Here is a 16,932-nt window from a genome sequence, read left to right on the forward strand (position 1 = left end):
TTTATTTAAGAACGTTTGTCGGTTAGTATTACCGATGGTTTAGTGCGTGTTTCAGTAGGATTGGAAACGGTAAAAGATGTAATCGCTGATTTAGAGCAGGCACTTTCGTAAAGTTCATAATGCTTGAAGCCATACAATAGTCCACGGTTTAAACCGTGGGCAATGTGGTTTATTTAAGAACGTTTGTCGGTTAGTATTACCGATGGTTTAGTGCGTGTTTCAGTAGGATTGGAAACGGTAAAAGATGAGATTGCTGATTTGGGGCAGGCATTGTTGTAAAGTTCATGACGATTGAAGCCATACAATAGTTCAAGGTTTAAACTTTGGTCAATGTGGTTTATTTAAGAACGTTTGTCGGTTAGTATTACCGATGGTTTAGTACGTGTTTCAGTAGGATTGGAAACGGTAAAAGATGTAATCGCTGATTTGGAGCAGGCGCTTTCGTAAAGTTCATGACGATTGAAGCCATACAATAGTTCAAGGTTTAAACCGTGGTCAATGTGGTTTATTTAAGAACGTTTAGCAGTGAGTATTACCGATGGTTTAGTGCGTGTTTCAGTAGGATTGGAAACCGTAAAAGATGTGATTGCTGATTTGGAGTAGGCGCTTTCGTAAAGTTCATGACGATTGAAGCCATACAATAGTCCACGGTTTAAACCGTGGTCAATGTGGTTTATTTAAGAACGTTTGTCGGTTAGTATTACCGATGGTTTAGTGCGTGTTTCAGTAGGATTGGAAACCGTAAAAGATGAGATTGCTGATTTGGAGCAGGCGCTTTCGTAAAGTTCATGACGATTGAAGCCATACAATAGTTCAAGGTTTAAAACGTGGTCAATGTGGTTTATTTAAGAACGTTTAGCAGTGAGTATTACCGATGGTTTAGTGCGTGTTTCAGTAGGATTGGAAACCGTGAAGGATGTGATTGCTGATTTGGAGCAGGCGCTTTCGTAAAGTTCATGACGATTGAAGCCATACAATAGTTCAAGGTTTAAACCGTGGTCAATGTGGTTTATTTAAGAACGTTTGTCAGTTAGTATTACCGATGGTTTAGTGCGTGTTTCAGTAGGATTGGAAACCATAAAAGATGAGATTGCTGATTTGGAGCAGGCGCTTTCGTAAAGTTCATGACGATTGAAACCATACAATAGTCCACGGTTTAAACCGTGGGCAATGTGGTTTATTTAAGAACGTTTAGCAGTGAGTATTACCGATGGTTTAGTGCGTGTTTCAGTAGGATTGGAAACCGTAAAAGATGAGATTGCTGATTTGGAGCAGGCATTGTTGTAAAATTCATAATTATTGAAGCCATACAATAGTCCAGGGTTTAAACCGTGGTCAATGTGGTTTATTTAAGAACGTTTAGCAGTGAGTATTACCGATGGTTTAGTGCGTGTTTCAGTAGGATTGGAAACCGTGAAGGATGTGATTGCTGATTTGGAGCAGGCGCTTTCGTAAAGTTCATGACGATTAAAGCCATACAATAGTCCAGGGTTTAAACCGTGGTCAATGTGGTTTATTTAAGAACGTTTGTCGGTTAGTATTCCCGATGGTTTAGTTCGTGTTTCAGTAGGATTGGAAACCGTAAAAGATGAGATTGCTGATTTGGAGCAGGCATTGTTGTAAGGATTTTTGATTGTAGATTTACTACAAATTAAAAATCATCAATCTCCATTCACTATTCTTAAATCAAAAAGTATATTTTTGTTGTTTCAATATAAAAAGAATGTTGATTTCAGACAGCTTTGAAATCTACAATCAAAAATAATTAATCTTCAATTATATTTTTTTAAAATGCTTTCAAAAAAAACTAAATACGGAATAAAAGCACTTACTTTTTTGGCACGCCAAAAAAACAATTTTCCGGTGCAAATAGCGGAGATAGCCAAGAGCGAGACTATCTCGATCAAGTTTTTAGAAAGTATTTTATTATTACTGCGTCATTCTGGTTTTTTAGGAGCCAAAAAAGGAAAAGGCGGAGGCTATTATTTGATAAAAGATCCTAAGGAAATAAATATGGCCCATGTGTATCGTATTCTAGAGGGACCTATTGCATTACTTCCATGTGCCAGCCATAATTTTTATGAACCTTGTGAAGACTGTGCCGATGAAACCACTTGCGCCGTTCGGAAATTAATGACCGAAGTGCGAGACAATACCCTGATGATATTGGAAAACAATACCCTAGCGGATATCGCCTTTTAAAAAATAAACTTAAAAATTAGTGTTGTAGTTAAACAAAAATTACTATTTTTGCGCTTTAATCTACAATGCCGATAGGGTAATAGATAATAAATAAAATTTATTTTACCTTGCAAGCATGAATAAAGAAGTAGTAGAAGAAAATAAAGGGATGATAAAATCCCAAATTACATTTAAAGAACGCTTGTGGGTTGTTATTCCGGTTGTTTTATTAGTTGGATTAATTTCTACATTGGTGTACAACCATCATGCTGAATTTTCTTGGAATGGTTTTGTGGGAGGGTTCGATCAGGAGTTTTTAATCTTTTTTTGTATTGGCGTTTTTGCACAACTAGTCGATGGAACTTTAGGAATGGGCTACGGAGCAACCTCTACCTCTTTTTTATTGGCATATGGAATCCCGCCAGCAATCAGCAGTACAGGTGTTCACGTTGCTGAAATGTTTACCACCGGAGCTTCTGCAATTTCTCATCATCGTTTTGGGAATATCAATAAAAAACTAGTGCGGCATTTGTTGATACCCGGAATTTTGGGTTCGATTACCGGAGCTTATTTGTTATCGGATGTAATTTCTGGGGATGCAATAAAGCCTTTTATTGCCGTGTATATGATCGCTTTGGCGGTTATAATTATCAGAAAGGCAATGCAAAAAAATATTATTAAAAAGAAAACGAAACGATTGAATATTCTGGCTTCTTTTGGGGGATTCATGGATTCCGTTGGAGGTGGAGGCTGGGGGCCAATTGTAACTTCTACATTATTAGGACGCGGTAGAAATCCTAGATATACAATTGGTTCTGTGAATGCAGCCGAATTTGCGGTTTCTTTCGCTAGTGGTATTACATTTATGATTTTTGGAGGAATCCAAGGATGGCAGGTTATTATAGGTTTAATTTTAGGAGGCGTTATTGCTGCGCCAATTGCTGCTTTATTAGTTAATAAAATCAAAAGAAAACCAATGATGATTTTGGTAGGTATCTTAATTATTATTTTGAGTTTAAGAACCTTGTCAAAATTGTTGTAAAAGATAAACGGAATTATGAGCACAGATATAGTACAAGCGTTATTGCATAAAACCAAAGATTTTTCCATTGAGGAAACGCTTCGTTTTTTAGCCAACGAATATAAGGATAACGTAGTTTTTTCTACTTCTTTTGGTCAGGAAGATCAGGTGATTACGGCTTTAATTGCGAAAAATGATTTGCCAATTACCATTTTTACATTGGATACAGGACGATTATTTCAGGAAACGTATGATGTTTTTCATAAAACTTTAAGAAAATATAAAATTGACATTAAAACCTATTTTCCGGAAGCAATTGCGGTGGAAGAGTTGTTAAATCATAAAGGTCCAAACAGCTTCTATGAATCGGTGGAGAATAGAAAAGAGTGTTGTTTTATTCGAAAAGTGGCACCGTTGACTAAAGCATTAAAAGGGAATGACATCTGGATTACTGGTTTACGTGCGGAACAATCCGAAAACAGAAATGACTTAGACCTTTTTGAATACGATGAAAAGTTCGACATTATAAAATTCAATCCATTATTGAAATGGACTTTGATAGAAGTAGAAGCTTATTTAGAAAAAAATAATGTGCCACAAAATGTATTACACAAACAAGGGTTTGTAAGTATAGGATGTGCTCCATGTACGAGAGCCATAGCCGAAGGGGAAGATATCAGAGCAGGGAGATGGTCATGGGAATCGAGTCATAAAGAATGTGGGTTGCACCAAAAATAATTAAAAATTAATACAACAATCTTTCAATTTTTGAATTTTTCAATCCTTGAATAAATAAAAATATAATGAGTACCATATTAAAAACAAATGCTTTAGAAAGCGAAGCGATATACATATTTAGAGAAGTAATTTCTCAATTTGACAAACCGGTATTGCTTTTCTCTGGTGGAAAAGATTCGATTACTTTGGTACGTTTAGCTCAAAAAGCATTTTTTCCAGCGAAAATCCCTTTTCCATTGTTGCACGTAGATACGGGACATAACTTTCCTGAAACTATTGCTTTTAGAGATAAATTAGTTGCTGAATTGGGATTAGAATTAATCGTTCGTAATGTGCAAGATGCTATTGACGAAGGGAAAGTTGTAGAAGAAACAGGTAAGTACTCCAGTAGAAACAGTTTGCAAACGACTACACTTTTGGATGCTATCGAAGAATTCAAATTTGATGCTTGCATCGGTGGTGCGCGTAGAGATGAAGAAAAAGCGAGAGCGAAGGAGCGTATTTTTTCGGTTCGTGATGATTTTGGTCAATGGGACGAAAAAAATCAGCGTCCTGAATTATTTGATATTTTAAACGGAAAAATTGAAAACGGTCAAAACGTTCGTGTTTTTCCAATTTCGAATTGGACAGAGCTAGATGTTTGGAGTTATATCGAACAAGAGCAAATCGAAATTCCATCGATTTACTTTTCACACAAGCGTAAGGTATTCTTGAGAGACGGTATGATTTGGTCTCATTCTCCTTTTGTTTACCAAGAAGAAGATGAGCAAATTGAAGAAAGAATTGTTCGTTTTAGAACCGTTGGAGATATGAGTTGTACCGCAGCTGTTGATTCTTACGCAGCAACTATTCAGGAAGTGGTGGGTGAAATTAGATCTTCAACTATTTCTGAAAGAGGAGCCAGAATTGATGATAAACGTTCTGAAGCTGCAATGGAAAAAAGAAAACAACAAGGTTATTTTTAGAAAACAATTATAAGTTATGAATTATAAATTATGAATTGTTCCGAGATATTTAAAATTTATAATTCAACATTTAAAATAAAAAAATCAAATTTAGAAGTTTTTACAAGGTGTTTTTGAAAACCTTAAACTTTTAAACTTTAAACAAAATTCAGATGGAAGTTTTAAAAATAGCAACAGCAGGAAGTGTAGATGACGGAAAAAGTACATTAATCGGGAGATTATTGTACGATACAAAATCATTGACTACAGATAAGATTGAAGCAATAGAAAAAAGCAGTAAGCAAAAAGGATACGATTATTTAGATTTCTCATTGGCTACCGATGGTTTGGTTGCTGAAAGAGAACAAGGAATTACGATTGATGTGGCGCATATTTATTTTTCGACAGCCAAAAAAAGTTACATTATTGCCGATACTCCGGGTCACGTTGAATATACACGAAACATGGTTACCGGAGCTTCAACTTCACAAGTTTCAATCATTTTGATTGATGCGCGTAAAGGAGTTATTGAGCAAACCTACCGTCACTTTTTTATCAATAATTTATTGAGAGTAAAAGATGTGATTGTTGCGGTAAACAAAATGGATTTAGTTGATTATTCAGAAGAAGTATACAACAAAATCAAAGCAGACTTTCAGGCATTAAATGCAAAAAGCGCTTTTAAAGAACAAAATGTAAGTTACATTCCGCTAAGTGCAATCAATGGAGGGAATGTTGCCGATAAATCGGAGAACATGCCTTGGTATACCGGACAGACGGTTTTGGAACATTTGGAATCATTGGAACCAAATGATATCTACGAAAACGGGATCGCACGTTTTCCTGTTCAAACAGTAATCCGACCAAAAACGGAAGAGTATCACGACTTTAGAGGATATGCCGGAAAATTATACGGTAACACTATTAAAGTAGGAGATGCAGTAACGGTGCTTCCTTCTTTAACTGAATCTACAGTAACGAATATTCACTTTTTTGATAAACAATTTGATGAAGCTACGGCAGGTTCTTCGATCACTTTGGAACTGGAAAATGATATCAATGTAACCAGAGGGGATATGATTGTAAAATCGAATGAACTTCCTAAAATTGAAAAAGACATTACAACAACTGTTTGTTGGATGGACAGTAAAAAATTAGTGGCAGGCGCAAAATATTATGTACAACACAACAGCAATAGAGTTTTGGCAAAAATTGATAGTGTAAAAAACGTAATCGCAACCGATTATTCTGGAACAACACCAGCGACTCAATTAGCTATAAATGAAATTGGAGAAGTAACTATCAAATTGAGCAAAGCCATTTATTTTGATGCTTATACTGATAATAAATCTAACGGAGCTTTCATCTTAATAGATGCTGCAACCAACACAACAGCAGGAGTTGGGTTTATAAAATAGCCCCCACCCCAGCCCTCCCCGAAGGGGAGGGAGACATACTGGGTAAAAGTATGCCGGTAGTTAAGGCGTTTGCCTTTTACGATAAGAATATTATAATAATTGAGTTAAAAGAAAATGTAATAATATTTCCAATTTCGACTCCCTCCCCTTCGGGGAGGGTTGAGGAGGGGATAAAAATAACTAAAAGATGCAAAGTTTTAGAACAGAAATAGAAGATCCGATTGTCCAAAAAGAGATTATCGATTTAGAGAAAAAAATTCATTCCTTCCGAAGTGGACAAATTGACGATGAGCGTTTTCGCAGTCTTCGTTTGGCACGTGGTATTTACGGTCAACGTCAAGAAGGCGTGCAAATGATTCGTATTAAATTGCCATACGGAAAAGTGACTAGCGAGCAATTGAAGCGTATTACGGAAGTGTCCGATAAATATTCTACAGGACGTTTACACATTACAACCCGTCAGGATATTCAAATTCACTATGTGAGTTTAGACAGAACACCGGAGCTTTGGTCTGAGTTAGCTAAAGATGATATCACTTTGAGAGAAGCTTGTGGAAATACCGTGCGTAATATTACTGGAAGCGAATTAGCGGGTGTAGATGTTGACGAACCTTTTGACGTGTCGCCTTATGCGCATGGTTTGTTTCAATATTTATTGCGTAACCCAATTTGTCAGGAAATGGGACGTAAGTTCAAAATATCATTCTCCTCTTCTGATAAAGATACCGCTTTGAGTTATTTGCATGATTTAGGATTTATTCCAAAAATTGTAAATGGCGAAAAAGGGTTCAAAATAATGTTTGCGGGTGGTTTAGGTTCTCAACCAAGTCACGCTGAATTGCTTTCAGAATTTGTACCGGTGAACCAAATTATTCCAACTGCCGAAGGTATAATCAGAGTTTTTGACCGTTACGGAGAAAGAGCAAAACGTTTGAAAGCACGTATGAAATTCTTAATTAAAGATTTAGGTCGTGATGAGTTTTTGCGTTTGGTTGACGAAGAGAAAAAAGCATTGCCTTTTCATACATACGAGATAGATACTACAGCTTTTGAAGGGCCAATTACAGAACCTTTGTTAGCTGTACCATCAGTAACAATTGATAATGTTGAAGCTTTTGAAGCTTGGAAAAAATCAAATGTGATTGCACAAAAACAAGCAGGATATGTGGCTATTGGTATCAAAGTGCTTTTAGGAGATTTTTATACAGATAAAGCAAGATTGTTAGCCGATTTGATTAAAAATTACGGTGCGAATGAATTGCGTTTTTCATTACGACAAAATATCGTCTTACGTAATATCAAAGAAGAAAATCTAGCGTTCTTTTACCAAGAATTAGCCAAATTGGATTTTGTTGCTTTAGGGTATGATACTATCGGAGATATCACGGCTTGTCCGGGAACGGATACGTGTAATTTAGGTATTGCAAGTAGTACTGGTATTGCGGATGAATTAGAAAGAGTATTAAAAACAGAATACCCACAATACAGCAACAATCAACAAATCGCCATAAAAATTAGCGGTTGTATGAATGCTTGTGGACAACACAATATGTCCGAAATTGGTTTCCAAGGAATGTCCATTAATGCAGGAAAACTAGTGGCTCCAGCTCTTCAGGTGTTATTAGGCGGAGGGAATTTAGGAAACGGAAACGGAAGATTTTCGGATAAAGTGATTAAAATTCCAAGCAGAAGAGGACCCGATGCGTTGCGTTATATCTTAAATGATTTTGAAGCAAACGGAAACGGACAATCATTCTTGAATTATTACGATGCCAAAGGGGAGAAATATTTCTACGAGTTTTTGAAACCATTAGCAGATATAACAAACCTTACCGAGGCTGATTTTGTAGATTGGGGAAATGCTGATAACTACGTAAAAGCAGTTGGAGTAGGAGAATGTGCAGGTGTAGTAATTGATTTAGTGGCTACTTTAATATTAGAAGCCAAAGATAAAATGACTTTTGCACAAGAAGCTTTCGAAGAAGAAAAATGGGCAGATGCGATTTACTTGGCCTATGCAGGTTTTGTAAACGGTGCCAAAGCAATTTTATTGGCCGAAAACCAAAAAACAAATCACCACGCTGGAATTATCGATTTATTTGATACTGTTTTTATCGAAAGCAAAAAAATAGAATTGGATTCAAGCTTTAAAGATTTGGTTTATCAAATCAAAGCGAATGAGCCTTCTGCTGAATTTGCACAAAAATACATCCAACAAGGAGTTGCGTTTTTTGATACAATAGAGAAATACAGAGCCAAAGATTTAGCTGATGCATAATACAATACAACCCAAAGTAACTTTAGTAGGCGCTGGTCCTGGCGATCCGGATTTGCTTACTCTGAAAGGAGTAAAGGCGCTGGCAGAAGCGAATGTGGTTTTGTATGATGCACTAGCTAATGAGGAAATAATGATTCATGCACCCAAAGATGCCATAAAAATATTTGTAGGGAAACGAAAAGGCTGTCATGAATATACGCAAGACCAAATCAATCAGTTGATTGTTGATAATGCGCTTACCTATGGAAATGTCGTTCGGTTGAAGGGTGGAGATCCATTTATTTTTGGTCGTGGAAGCGAAGAAATTGAATTTGCAGAAAGTTTTGGAATCCCTACATTTGTAGTCCCCGGAATTTCATCTTCGATTGCAGTTCCGGCTTATCAAGGAATTTCTTTGACAAAAAGAGGTGTTTCAGAAAGTTTTTGGGTAATCACAGGCACTACTTCCGACAGGAATTTGTCGAATGATGTAGCACTTGCAGCGCAATCATCAGCAACAGTTGTGATTTTGATGGGAATGAGTAAACTATCACAAATTGTTTCTTTATTTCAGAAGGAATCTAAAGGAGAAACTCCAGTTGCCATTATTCAAAACGGAACTACTCCACAAGAAAAAATTGGAGTTGGAACGATAAATAGTATTCAAGCAGTCGTGGCCGAGAATAAATTAAGTTCGCCAGCAATAATTGTTATTGGAGAAGTGGTCAAAGAAAGCATCAAGTTAAAAGGATTTCACGAAGAATTCATTTTAAGTAACATTGCATAAAAAATAAGTATAAATTATTCAAGCTCTGGCTCCATCTCCTTCGGAGAGGGTTGGGGAGAGGAAAATAAGATAGTAATGGAAAGAAACGAACTATATCCTGTTTTTTTAAAACTACACAACCTCAATGTACTTATTGTAGGTGGAGGAAATGTGGGTTTAGAAAAGTTATCTTTCATGTTGAAATCCAGTCCAAATGCCAATGTTGAAGTGGTGGCACCAAGGTTTCTTCCAGAATTGGAAGGCCTGGCAGCAAAACATCCTTCGGTAATATTGACCTATAAAAAGTTCAATCGCTGGATGCTTCGCAAACGCCACATGGTAATTGCCTGTACCGATGATTTGAAAGTCAATAAACGGGTATTCGACTTGTCACGAAAAAGATTCCTGATTTGTAATATTGCTGATACACCACCATTATGTGATTATTACTTGGGCGGAATTGTAACCAAAGGAAATGTAAAAATTGCTATTTCAACCAACGGAAAATCACCGACAACAGCCAAAAGATTACGGGAGTTTTTCGAAGAAATAATTCCGGACGATATTAATAAAATGGTCGAAAACCTCAATGAATATCGCAAGACACTCAAAGGGAATTTCGGAGAAAAAGTACAAAAAATGAATGAAATAACCGAGACGTTAAAAAACAAAGAATAAAAGCATTACAAATTAACAAATGATATTTATCATTTAAAGTTGTAAAAATCAATCGTTAATTTGTACAAAATAGTTTACTACAATTACATTACATAAAGAATAAAAAAATGATTAAAACAGACATCCTTATAATAGGAGCCGGACCAACTGGTTTATTTGCCGTTTTTGAAGCAGGATTATTGAAATTAAAATGCCATATTCTGGATGCTTTGCCACAAGCGGGCGGACAGCTTTCAGAATTATATCCTAAAAAACCAATCTATGATATTCCAGGGTTTCCAGAAGTATTAGCGGGGGATTTAGTGGATAATTTAATGGAACAAATCAAGCAGTTCGAGCCAGGATTCACCCTTGGCGAGCGTGCAGAAACTATTGAAAAACAAGAAGACGGAAGTTTTATTGTCACCTCAAATAAAGGAAAAAAATTCCATGCACCAGTTGTAGCAATTGCTGGTGGATTAGGAAGTTTTGAACCCAGAAAACCATTGATTGAAGACATCGAATTTTACGAAGATAAAGGAATCAAGTATTTCATTAAAAATCCGGAAAAATTCAGAGACAAAAGAGTAGTAATTGCAGGAGGTGGTGATTCCGCTTTAGATTGGAGTATTTTCTTGTCGAATATTGCTTCCGAAGTGACTTTAATTCACCGTAGAAATGAATTCAGAGGAGCCTTGGATTCGGTCGAAAAAGTGCAGGAGTTAAAAGATTCCGGAAAAATAAAAATGATCACGCCGGCAGAAGTAGTTGGTTTAAATGGAGCCGAACATTTAGAATCAATTGATATTGAAGAAAATGGAGCCCACAGAACCATTCCTACAGATTATTTTATTCCGCTTTTTGGATTAACTCCAAAGTTAGGTCCTATTGGAGACTGGGGATTAGACATTGAAAAAAATGCCATCAAAGTAAATAATGCTTTGGATTACCAAACGAATATTCCTGGAATTTTTGCCATTGGTGACGTAAACACTTATCCAGGAAAACTGAAATTGATTCTTTGTGGATTCCACGAAGCAACTATGATGTGTCAGGCAGCCTACCAAATAATCAATCCGGGTAAGAAATATGTGCTGAAATATACTACAGTTTCTGGTGTTGACGGATTTGACGGAACTCGTAAAGAAGCTCCAAAAGCCGTGGTTAAAGCCATCGTTTAACAACTTAATACAAACTAGTTAAAAAATATAGCGCTAATACTTGCAAGTATAGGCGCTATGTCTTTACTTTGCACTGTTCCTATATTTATTGAAAGTTATCACGAAAGGCGGAGGGAAAGACCCAATGAAACCTTAGCAACCCTTTATCTTTAAAGAAGGTGCTACATTCTACTTTATACAGAACCAGTTTCAGTATTTAAGATAGATAACACACGAATACTCACTCAGTATTTCTCAAACCTTTTCTTGACAACATATATTTTTAGCCTGCTGAATTAATTCCGGTATCAGGAGCGAACAATTGGCGTTTTTTTGCCAATACCGTTCCCGCTTTACGCTATATCTTTTTTTCTGAACGCCAGAAAAATAGGATATCGCTTCAATCGGGGCTAAAAAGGTTATATAGTGAACTTTTGTAATTAGTAATTAAAAGTATAAATCCCGAAATGGATCGCGATTTAGAAGAAATAACAAGATATGTCAAGCATTCAAGAAGCCATTAAAAAAAATATACTCATACTCGATGGAGCTATGGGAACCATGTTGCAACGCTACAATTTCTCTGAAGAAGACTTTCGAGGAGAACGTTTCAAAGATTTCCCACATTCCTTAAAAGGGAACAATGATTTATTGTCACTTACGCAACCACAAGCGATTCGCGCGGTACACGCCGCCTATTTTGAAGCAGGAGCAGACATCGTTGAAACCAATACGTTCTCTGGAACCACCATCGGAATGGCAGATTACCATCTCGAAGATATTGTTTACGAACTCAACTACGAATCAGCACGAATTGCCCGTGAAGTAGCCGATGAATTTACAGCCAAAAATCCAGATAAACCTCGTTTTGTAGCCGGTTCAATAGGACCAACAAACCGTACGGCGAGTATGTCACCAGATGTAAATGATCCAGGTTATAGAGCGGTAACTTTTGATGATTTGCGCATTGCTTACAAACAACAAGTAGAAGCATTGATAGACGGAGGAAGTGATTTATTATTGGTGGAAACCATTTTCGACACTTTAAATGCTAAAGCGGCTCTTTTCGCTATTGAAGAAGTCAAAGACGAACGTAATATTGACATTCCAATCATGGTTTCCGGGACAATTACCGATGCATCAGGAAGAACACTTTCTGGTCAAACCGTGGAAGCTTTCTTAGTTTCGGTTTCACACATTCCGTTGTTGAGTGTAGGATTCAATTGCGCCTTAGGAGCTGATTTATTAAAACCATATTTGCAGACCTTATCACAAAACACTTCTTTCAACGTGTCGGCACATCCTAATGCAGGATTACCGAACGCTTTTGGAGAGTACGATGAAACGCCAGAACAGATGCAAGCCTTTATCAAAGAATATTTAGACGATAATTTAGTAAATATCATAGGCGGTTGTTGCGGAACAACGCCAGAACACATTAAGTTGATTGCTGATATTGCAAAGGAGTATAAACCTAGGGTTTCAACGGCGACAATGTAATTAAATTTCCTGCATGGTTTTTTTAAACTGTGTAGTGATGTTTGAAAATGGATTTTTTTAGTTGAATCCAAGTTAGTGCCAGCGCCCGCTCCGCAAAGTCTCCGACTTTGAGGAAGCGACAATCGGTTTTTAACCGATAAAACCAAGGTCAGAGACCTTGAAACACATCCTCAAAGTCGGGAGACTTCGCGGAGCAAGCAACATAAGAGTTCCGTAGGAACGACTCATTTTGTAGTCCCGAAGCTTCGGGAGAATTTATTCCGTTGAAAATAAAAGGCAACAACAACAAAATTTATTCCGTTGTTGAAAAAAACAAATAAAAAATGGCACAAGCAGAAACTAGAAGAAACCTTGTATTATCAGGATTAGAGCCTTTAATCATTACGCCCAACAGCGTATTTGTAAATATTGGTGAACGAACGAATGTTACCGGTTCTAGAAAGTTCCTTCGATTAATCAAGGAGGAAAAATACGAAGAAGCGCTCAGTATTGCCAAAGAGCAAGTGGAAGGTGGCGCGCAAATCATCGATATAAATATGGATGAAGGAATGCTTGATGGCGAATATGCCATGACGAAATTCCTGAATTTGATTGCTGCTGAACCGGATATTTCCAGAGTTCCAATCATGATTGATAGCTCAAAATGGGATATTATCGAAGCGGGCTTAAAAGTAGTCCAAGGAAAGAGTGTCGTAAACTCAATTTCGTTAAAAGAAGGCGAAGAACAATTTATTCATCATGCTAAATTGATTAAGCGTTACGGAGCCGCGGCAATTATTATGGCTTTTGATGAAACGGGTCAAGCAGATAATTACGAGCGTCGAATAGAAATATGCCAACGTTCGTATGATATATTAGTTACCAAAGTTGGTTTTCCTCCACAGGATATTATTTTCGATTTGAATATATTTCCAGTAGCGACAGGAATGGAAGAACACCGCTTGAATGCTTTGGATTTCTTTAGAGGAACAAAATGGGTTCGAGAAAATCTTCCTCATGCACACATTAGTGGAGGTGTAAGTAATGTTTCGTTCTCTTTTAGAGGAAATGATACGGTTCGGGAGGCGATGCACTCCGTGTTTTTGTACCACGCCATCCAACATGGAATGACGATGGGAATCGTGAATCCTGAAATGTTGTCTATTTATGACGAAATTCCAAAAGATCTTTTAGAACGCGTTGAAGATGTAATTCTGAACAGGCGAGAGGATGCCACAGAGCGATTGCTAGATTTTGCCGAAAATGTAAAAGGAGATGTAAAGAGCAATGAAAAAGCGATTCAGGAATGGCGTTCGGGAACGATTCAGGAACGATTGACACATTCCTTAGTGAAGGGAGTGGATGAATTTATTCTTTTGGATATTGAAGAAGCTCGACTGGCAGCAAAAAAACCAATTGAAGTTATTGAAATTAACTTAATGACAGGAATGAATGTGGTTGGGGATTTATTTGGTTCGGGTAAAATGTTTTTGCCGCAAGTGGTAAAATCGGCTCGGGTAATGAAAAAAGCAGTGGCTTATTTGTTGCCGTTTATTGAAGCCAGCAAACGAGCCGGAGACAAACAAGGGAATGGAAAAATCCTGATGGCAACCGTAAAAGGCGATGTACACGATATTGGTAAAAACATTGTAAGCGTGGTGCTGGCGTGTAATAATTATGAGATTGTAGATTTGGGCGTAATGGTGCCTCCCGAAAAAATTATCGCAGCAGCCATTGAGCATAACGTAGATATTATTGGATTGAGCGGATTGATCACGCCGTCACTGGACGAAATGGTTTTTCTTGCTAAAGAATTAGACAAAAGAGGACTTAAAATTCCAATAATGATTGGTGGGGCAACAACTTCACGAGCACATACAGCCGTAAAAATTGCACCACAATACAGAGAAACGGTTATTCATGTGAATGATGCTTCGAGAGCCGTGACGGTGGCGGGAAGTTTATTGAACAAAGATAAAAAAATATATGCAAGCGACATTAGAGCGGAGTATAATGCTTTTAGAGAGACGTTTTTGAATCGTTCCCGCGACAAAAATTTCTTGACTATTGAGCAAGCGCGTAAGAATAAATTGCAGTTGGATTGGGAGGATTTTACTACTGTAAAGCCAAAAATCATCGGCGAACAAGTGATCGAAGTGGAGCTAGATGTTTTGGTTCCGTATATTGACTGGACACCGTTTTTTAGAACCTGGGAATTGTTCGGGAAATATCCGGCAATTTTAACGGATGAGGTAGTGGGCGAACAAGCCACTTCGGTTTTTGCAGATGCGCAGGAAATGTTAGAAGTTATTTTGAGAGAAAAGAAACTAACCGCTAAAGGAATTTACGGAATTTTTCCTGCCAATCAAGTGAACGATGATGACATTGAGATAAGTGACGAAAACGGAAAACCATTGCAGACATTCTTGACGTTGCGTCAGCAATCGCAAAAGACAAAAGGTGCTCCAAACATTGCATTGGCTGATTTTATTGCTCCAAAAGACAGCGGTAAAACGGATTATATGGGTGCATTTTGTGTAACGACCGGTTTTGGTGTGGATGAATGGGCCGCTGAATTCGAAAGAGATTTAGACGATTATAATTCGATTATGGTAAAAGCATTAGCAGATCGTTTTGCGGAAGCTTTTGCCGAATATTTACACGAAAAAATTCGTAAAGAAATTTGGGGCTATTCATCAGATGAAAATATAAGTACCGAAGCAATGATTGCCGAAGAGTACAAAGGAATTCGTCCGGCACCAGGGTATCCCGCTTGTCCTGACCATTTAGAAAAACCTACGATTTGGAAATTACTAAATGTAGAACACGAAATTGGAGTGACCTTGACTGAAAGTATGGCAATGTGGCCCGCTTCATCGGTTTCTGGGTATTACTTTGGAAATCCGGAAAGCAAGTATTTCGGACTTGGAAAAATAAAAGAAGACCAAGTCATTGATTATGCGAAACGAAGAAGCGTTTCCACAGAAGTAGCCATGAAATGGTTGAACCCGAATATCGCTGATTAAAAACACAGTCATAAAGTCAAAAGTCATAAAGTCCAAAGGACGTGACATTCGACTTTCGACATTCAAACTTTAAGACTTAAGATGAAAGTAACACAACATATAGAAGCTGCGAAAGGAGAAACGTTATTCTCCTTCGAAATTATTCCGCCTCAAAAGGGCAAAAGTATTCAGGAATTATACGATAATATTGATCCGTTGATGGAGTTTAAACCGCCATTTATAGACGTAACCACCTCTCGCGAAGAATTTATCTATATGGATAAAGGTAATGGTTTATTGGAAAAAAAACTAACCAGAATGCGTCCGGGAACACTTGGGATTTGCGCTTCGATCAAGCATAAATACAATGTAGATACCGTTCCTCATGTGCTTTGTGGTGGTTTTACCAAAGAAGAAACAGAATATCTATTAGTTGATTGTCATTATCTGGGAATTGATAATGTGATGGCTTTGCGTGGCGATGCCATGAAAGATGAGCAGTCTTTTGTTCCTAAATTAGGAGGAAATGATTTTGCAGTTGATTTGGTCAAACAAATTAACCAATTAAATTGCGGGAAGTACTTGCATGACCTCATGGATGTTGATGATAAAGCTAATTTTTGTATTGGAGTTGCGGGATATCCGGAGAAACATTTAGAATCACCGTCTTTAATTTCAGATTTGAAAAGACTTAAAGAAAAAGTAGATGCCGGTGCGGATTATGTGGTGACGCAAATGTTTTTTGACAATGCAAAATACTTTGAATTTGTTGCCAAAGCCAGAGAAATGGGGATCACCGTTCCTATTATTCCGGGAATCAAACCAATCGCAGTGCAAAGACACCTGCAAGTATTACCTCAAATTTTCAGAATCGATTTGCCTGAAGATTTAATTCATGCCGTTTATCAGTGCAAAAACAACGCAGATATCAGACAAGTAGGAATCGAATGGGCTATCCAACAATCATTGGAGTTGAAAGCAGCCGGTGTTCCCGTGTTGCACTATTATTCTATGGGAAAATCAGAAAATATCCGACAAATAGCGAGTAAGGTTTTTTAAAGTCATTGCGAGGAACGAAGCAATCCTATTAAATTAATAATGTTATATTCTTAGACCTCAAAGGCTTTAAAAACCTTTGAGGTCTTTTTTTTATCTAGTTGTTAATTCCGCTTCTAAAAATATCCTCTTGCTTTTGATGGTTTGTAGGGAATATTTTATATTTTAGCAATAGAAATTTAGTAGCTTTTATTTGTAAAATATTAAAAATCTATGAGTGAAGGAGTTATGTTTTACAAAAATCCGAAAA

The 16,932-nt window shown here is 37.2% G+C and carries 18 protein-coding genes, 4 pseudogenes and 1 riboswitch; all 22 genes and pseudogenes read left to right on the forward strand.

The annotated features are described in order from the left end of the window. Positions 1 to 9: 9 nt before the first annotated feature. A pseudogene (locus EKM00_RS10610) lies at positions 10 to 111 on the forward strand (PLP-dependent transferase); the annotation flags it as partial. Positions 112 to 183: 72 nt separating this feature from the next. Beyond that, positions 184 to 279 carry a PLP-dependent transferase gene (locus tag EKM00_RS10615; RefSeq protein ID WP_126516142.1) on the forward strand — a complete coding sequence of 32 codons (96 nt, stop codon included), beginning with the start codon at positions 184 to 186 and terminating at the stop codon, positions 277 to 279. 72 nt (positions 280 to 351) lie between these two features. Then, complete coding sequence (locus tag EKM00_RS10620) at positions 352 to 447, forward strand: PLP-dependent transferase (protein ID WP_126453017.1); 96 nt, start codon at positions 352 to 354, stop codon at positions 445 to 447. A gap of 66 nt (positions 448 to 513) precedes the next feature. Next, positions 514 to 603 (forward strand): annotated as a pseudogene (locus EKM00_RS10625) (PLP-dependent transferase); the annotation flags it as partial. An 84-nt stretch (positions 604 to 687) separates the two neighbouring features. Beyond that, entirely contained in the window at positions 688 to 783 is a 96-nt protein-coding gene (locus EKM00_RS10630) for a PLP-dependent transferase (protein ID WP_126516143.1), read from the forward strand. Positions 784 to 849: 66 nt separating this feature from the next. After that, positions 850 to 951, forward strand: a pseudogene (locus EKM00_RS10635) (PLP-dependent transferase); the annotation flags it as partial. 72 nt (positions 952 to 1,023) lie between these two features. Beyond that, on the forward strand, positions 1,024 to 1,119 hold the full coding sequence (locus tag EKM00_RS10640; RefSeq protein WP_126516144.1) for a PLP-dependent transferase: 96 nt from the start codon (positions 1,024 to 1,026) through the stop codon (positions 1,117 to 1,119). Positions 1,120 to 1,197: 78 nt separating this feature from the next. Continuing rightward, positions 1,198 to 1,287: a PLP-dependent transferase gene (locus EKM00_RS10645; protein ID WP_126457435.1), complete on the forward strand. Its 90-nt coding sequence runs from the start codon at positions 1,198 to 1,200 to the stop codon at positions 1,285 to 1,287. A 66-nt stretch (positions 1,288 to 1,353) separates the two neighbouring features. Beyond that, a pseudogene (locus tag EKM00_RS10650) lies at positions 1,354 to 1,455 on the forward strand (PLP-dependent transferase); the annotation flags it as partial. A 72-nt stretch (positions 1,456 to 1,527) separates the two neighbouring features. Continuing rightward, the gene (locus EKM00_RS10655) at positions 1,528 to 1,623 is read left to right on the forward strand and encodes a PLP-dependent transferase (protein ID WP_126516146.1); all 96 of its coding nucleotides are present in this window, start codon (positions 1,528 to 1,530) and stop codon (positions 1,621 to 1,623) included. Positions 1,624 to 1,791: 168 nt separating this feature from the next. After that, positions 1,792 to 2,202 carry an RrF2 family transcriptional regulator gene (locus tag EKM00_RS10660; RefSeq protein WP_126516147.1) on the forward strand — a complete coding sequence of 137 codons (411 nt, stop codon included), beginning with the start codon at positions 1,792 to 1,794 and terminating at the stop codon, positions 2,200 to 2,202. A 115-nt stretch (positions 2,203 to 2,317) separates the two neighbouring features. Further along, complete coding sequence (locus tag EKM00_RS10665; RefSeq protein WP_233592277.1) at positions 2,318 to 3,223, forward strand: sulfite exporter TauE/SafE family protein; 906 nt, start codon at positions 2,318 to 2,320, stop codon at positions 3,221 to 3,223. Between the two features lie 15 nt (positions 3,224 to 3,238). After that, positions 3,239 to 3,940, forward strand: a complete 702-nt coding sequence (locus tag EKM00_RS10670; RefSeq protein WP_126516148.1) for a phosphoadenylyl-sulfate reductase — start codon at positions 3,239 to 3,241, stop codon at positions 3,938 to 3,940. Positions 3,941 to 4,005: 65 nt separating this feature from the next. Beyond that, positions 4,006 to 4,905: a sulfate adenylyltransferase subunit CysD gene (gene cysD, locus EKM00_RS10675; protein WP_126453028.1), complete on the forward strand. Its 900-nt coding sequence runs from the start codon at positions 4,006 to 4,008 to the stop codon at positions 4,903 to 4,905. Between the two features lie 152 nt (positions 4,906 to 5,057). Continuing rightward, positions 5,058 to 6,302, forward strand: a complete 1,245-nt coding sequence (locus tag EKM00_RS10680; RefSeq protein ID WP_126516149.1) for a sulfate adenylyltransferase subunit 1 — start codon at positions 5,058 to 5,060, stop codon at positions 6,300 to 6,302. Between the two features lie 187 nt (positions 6,303 to 6,489). Next, entirely contained in the window at positions 6,490 to 8,580 is a 2,091-nt protein-coding gene (locus tag EKM00_RS10685; protein WP_126516150.1) for a HEPN domain-containing protein, read from the forward strand. Then, entirely contained in the window at positions 8,573 to 9,346 is a 774-nt protein-coding gene (gene cobA / locus EKM00_RS10690) for a uroporphyrinogen-III C-methyltransferase (protein WP_126516151.1), read from the forward strand. Before EKM00_RS10685 ends, cobA begins: the two co-directional genes overlap by 8 nt. 75 nt (positions 9,347 to 9,421) lie before the next feature. After that, positions 9,422 to 10,003, forward strand: a complete 582-nt coding sequence (locus EKM00_RS10695; RefSeq protein WP_126516152.1) for a precorrin-2 dehydrogenase/sirohydrochlorin ferrochelatase family protein — start codon at positions 9,422 to 9,424, stop codon at positions 10,001 to 10,003. Positions 10,004 to 10,110: 107 nt separating this feature from the next. Then, on the forward strand, positions 10,111 to 11,163 hold the full coding sequence (locus EKM00_RS10700; RefSeq protein WP_091204228.1) for an NAD(P)/FAD-dependent oxidoreductase: 1,053 nt from the start codon (positions 10,111 to 10,113) through the stop codon (positions 11,161 to 11,163). Positions 11,164 to 11,255: 92 nt separating this feature from the next. Beyond that, positions 11,256 to 11,375, forward strand: a riboswitch (SAM riboswitch). 265 nt (positions 11,376 to 11,640) lie between these two features. Then, positions 11,641 to 12,642, forward strand: a complete 1,002-nt coding sequence (locus EKM00_RS10705) for a homocysteine S-methyltransferase family protein (protein WP_126516153.1) — start codon at positions 11,641 to 11,643, stop codon at positions 12,640 to 12,642. A 323-nt stretch (positions 12,643 to 12,965) separates the two neighbouring features. After that, positions 12,966 to 15,647: a methionine synthase gene (gene metH / locus EKM00_RS10710; RefSeq protein ID WP_126516154.1), complete on the forward strand. Its 2,682-nt coding sequence runs from the start codon at positions 12,966 to 12,968 to the stop codon at positions 15,645 to 15,647. An 81-nt stretch (positions 15,648 to 15,728) separates the two neighbouring features. Then, positions 15,729 to 16,685: a methylenetetrahydrofolate reductase [NAD(P)H] gene (metF, locus tag EKM00_RS10715; RefSeq protein ID WP_126516155.1), complete on the forward strand. Its 957-nt coding sequence runs from the start codon at positions 15,729 to 15,731 to the stop codon at positions 16,683 to 16,685. The last annotated feature ends 247 nt before the right edge of the window (positions 16,686 to 16,932 follow it).

It is taken from the genome of Flavobacterium sp. RSP15, from assembly GCF_003968755.1.
GTDB lineage: Bacteria > Bacteroidota > Bacteroidia > Flavobacteriales > Flavobacteriaceae > Flavobacterium.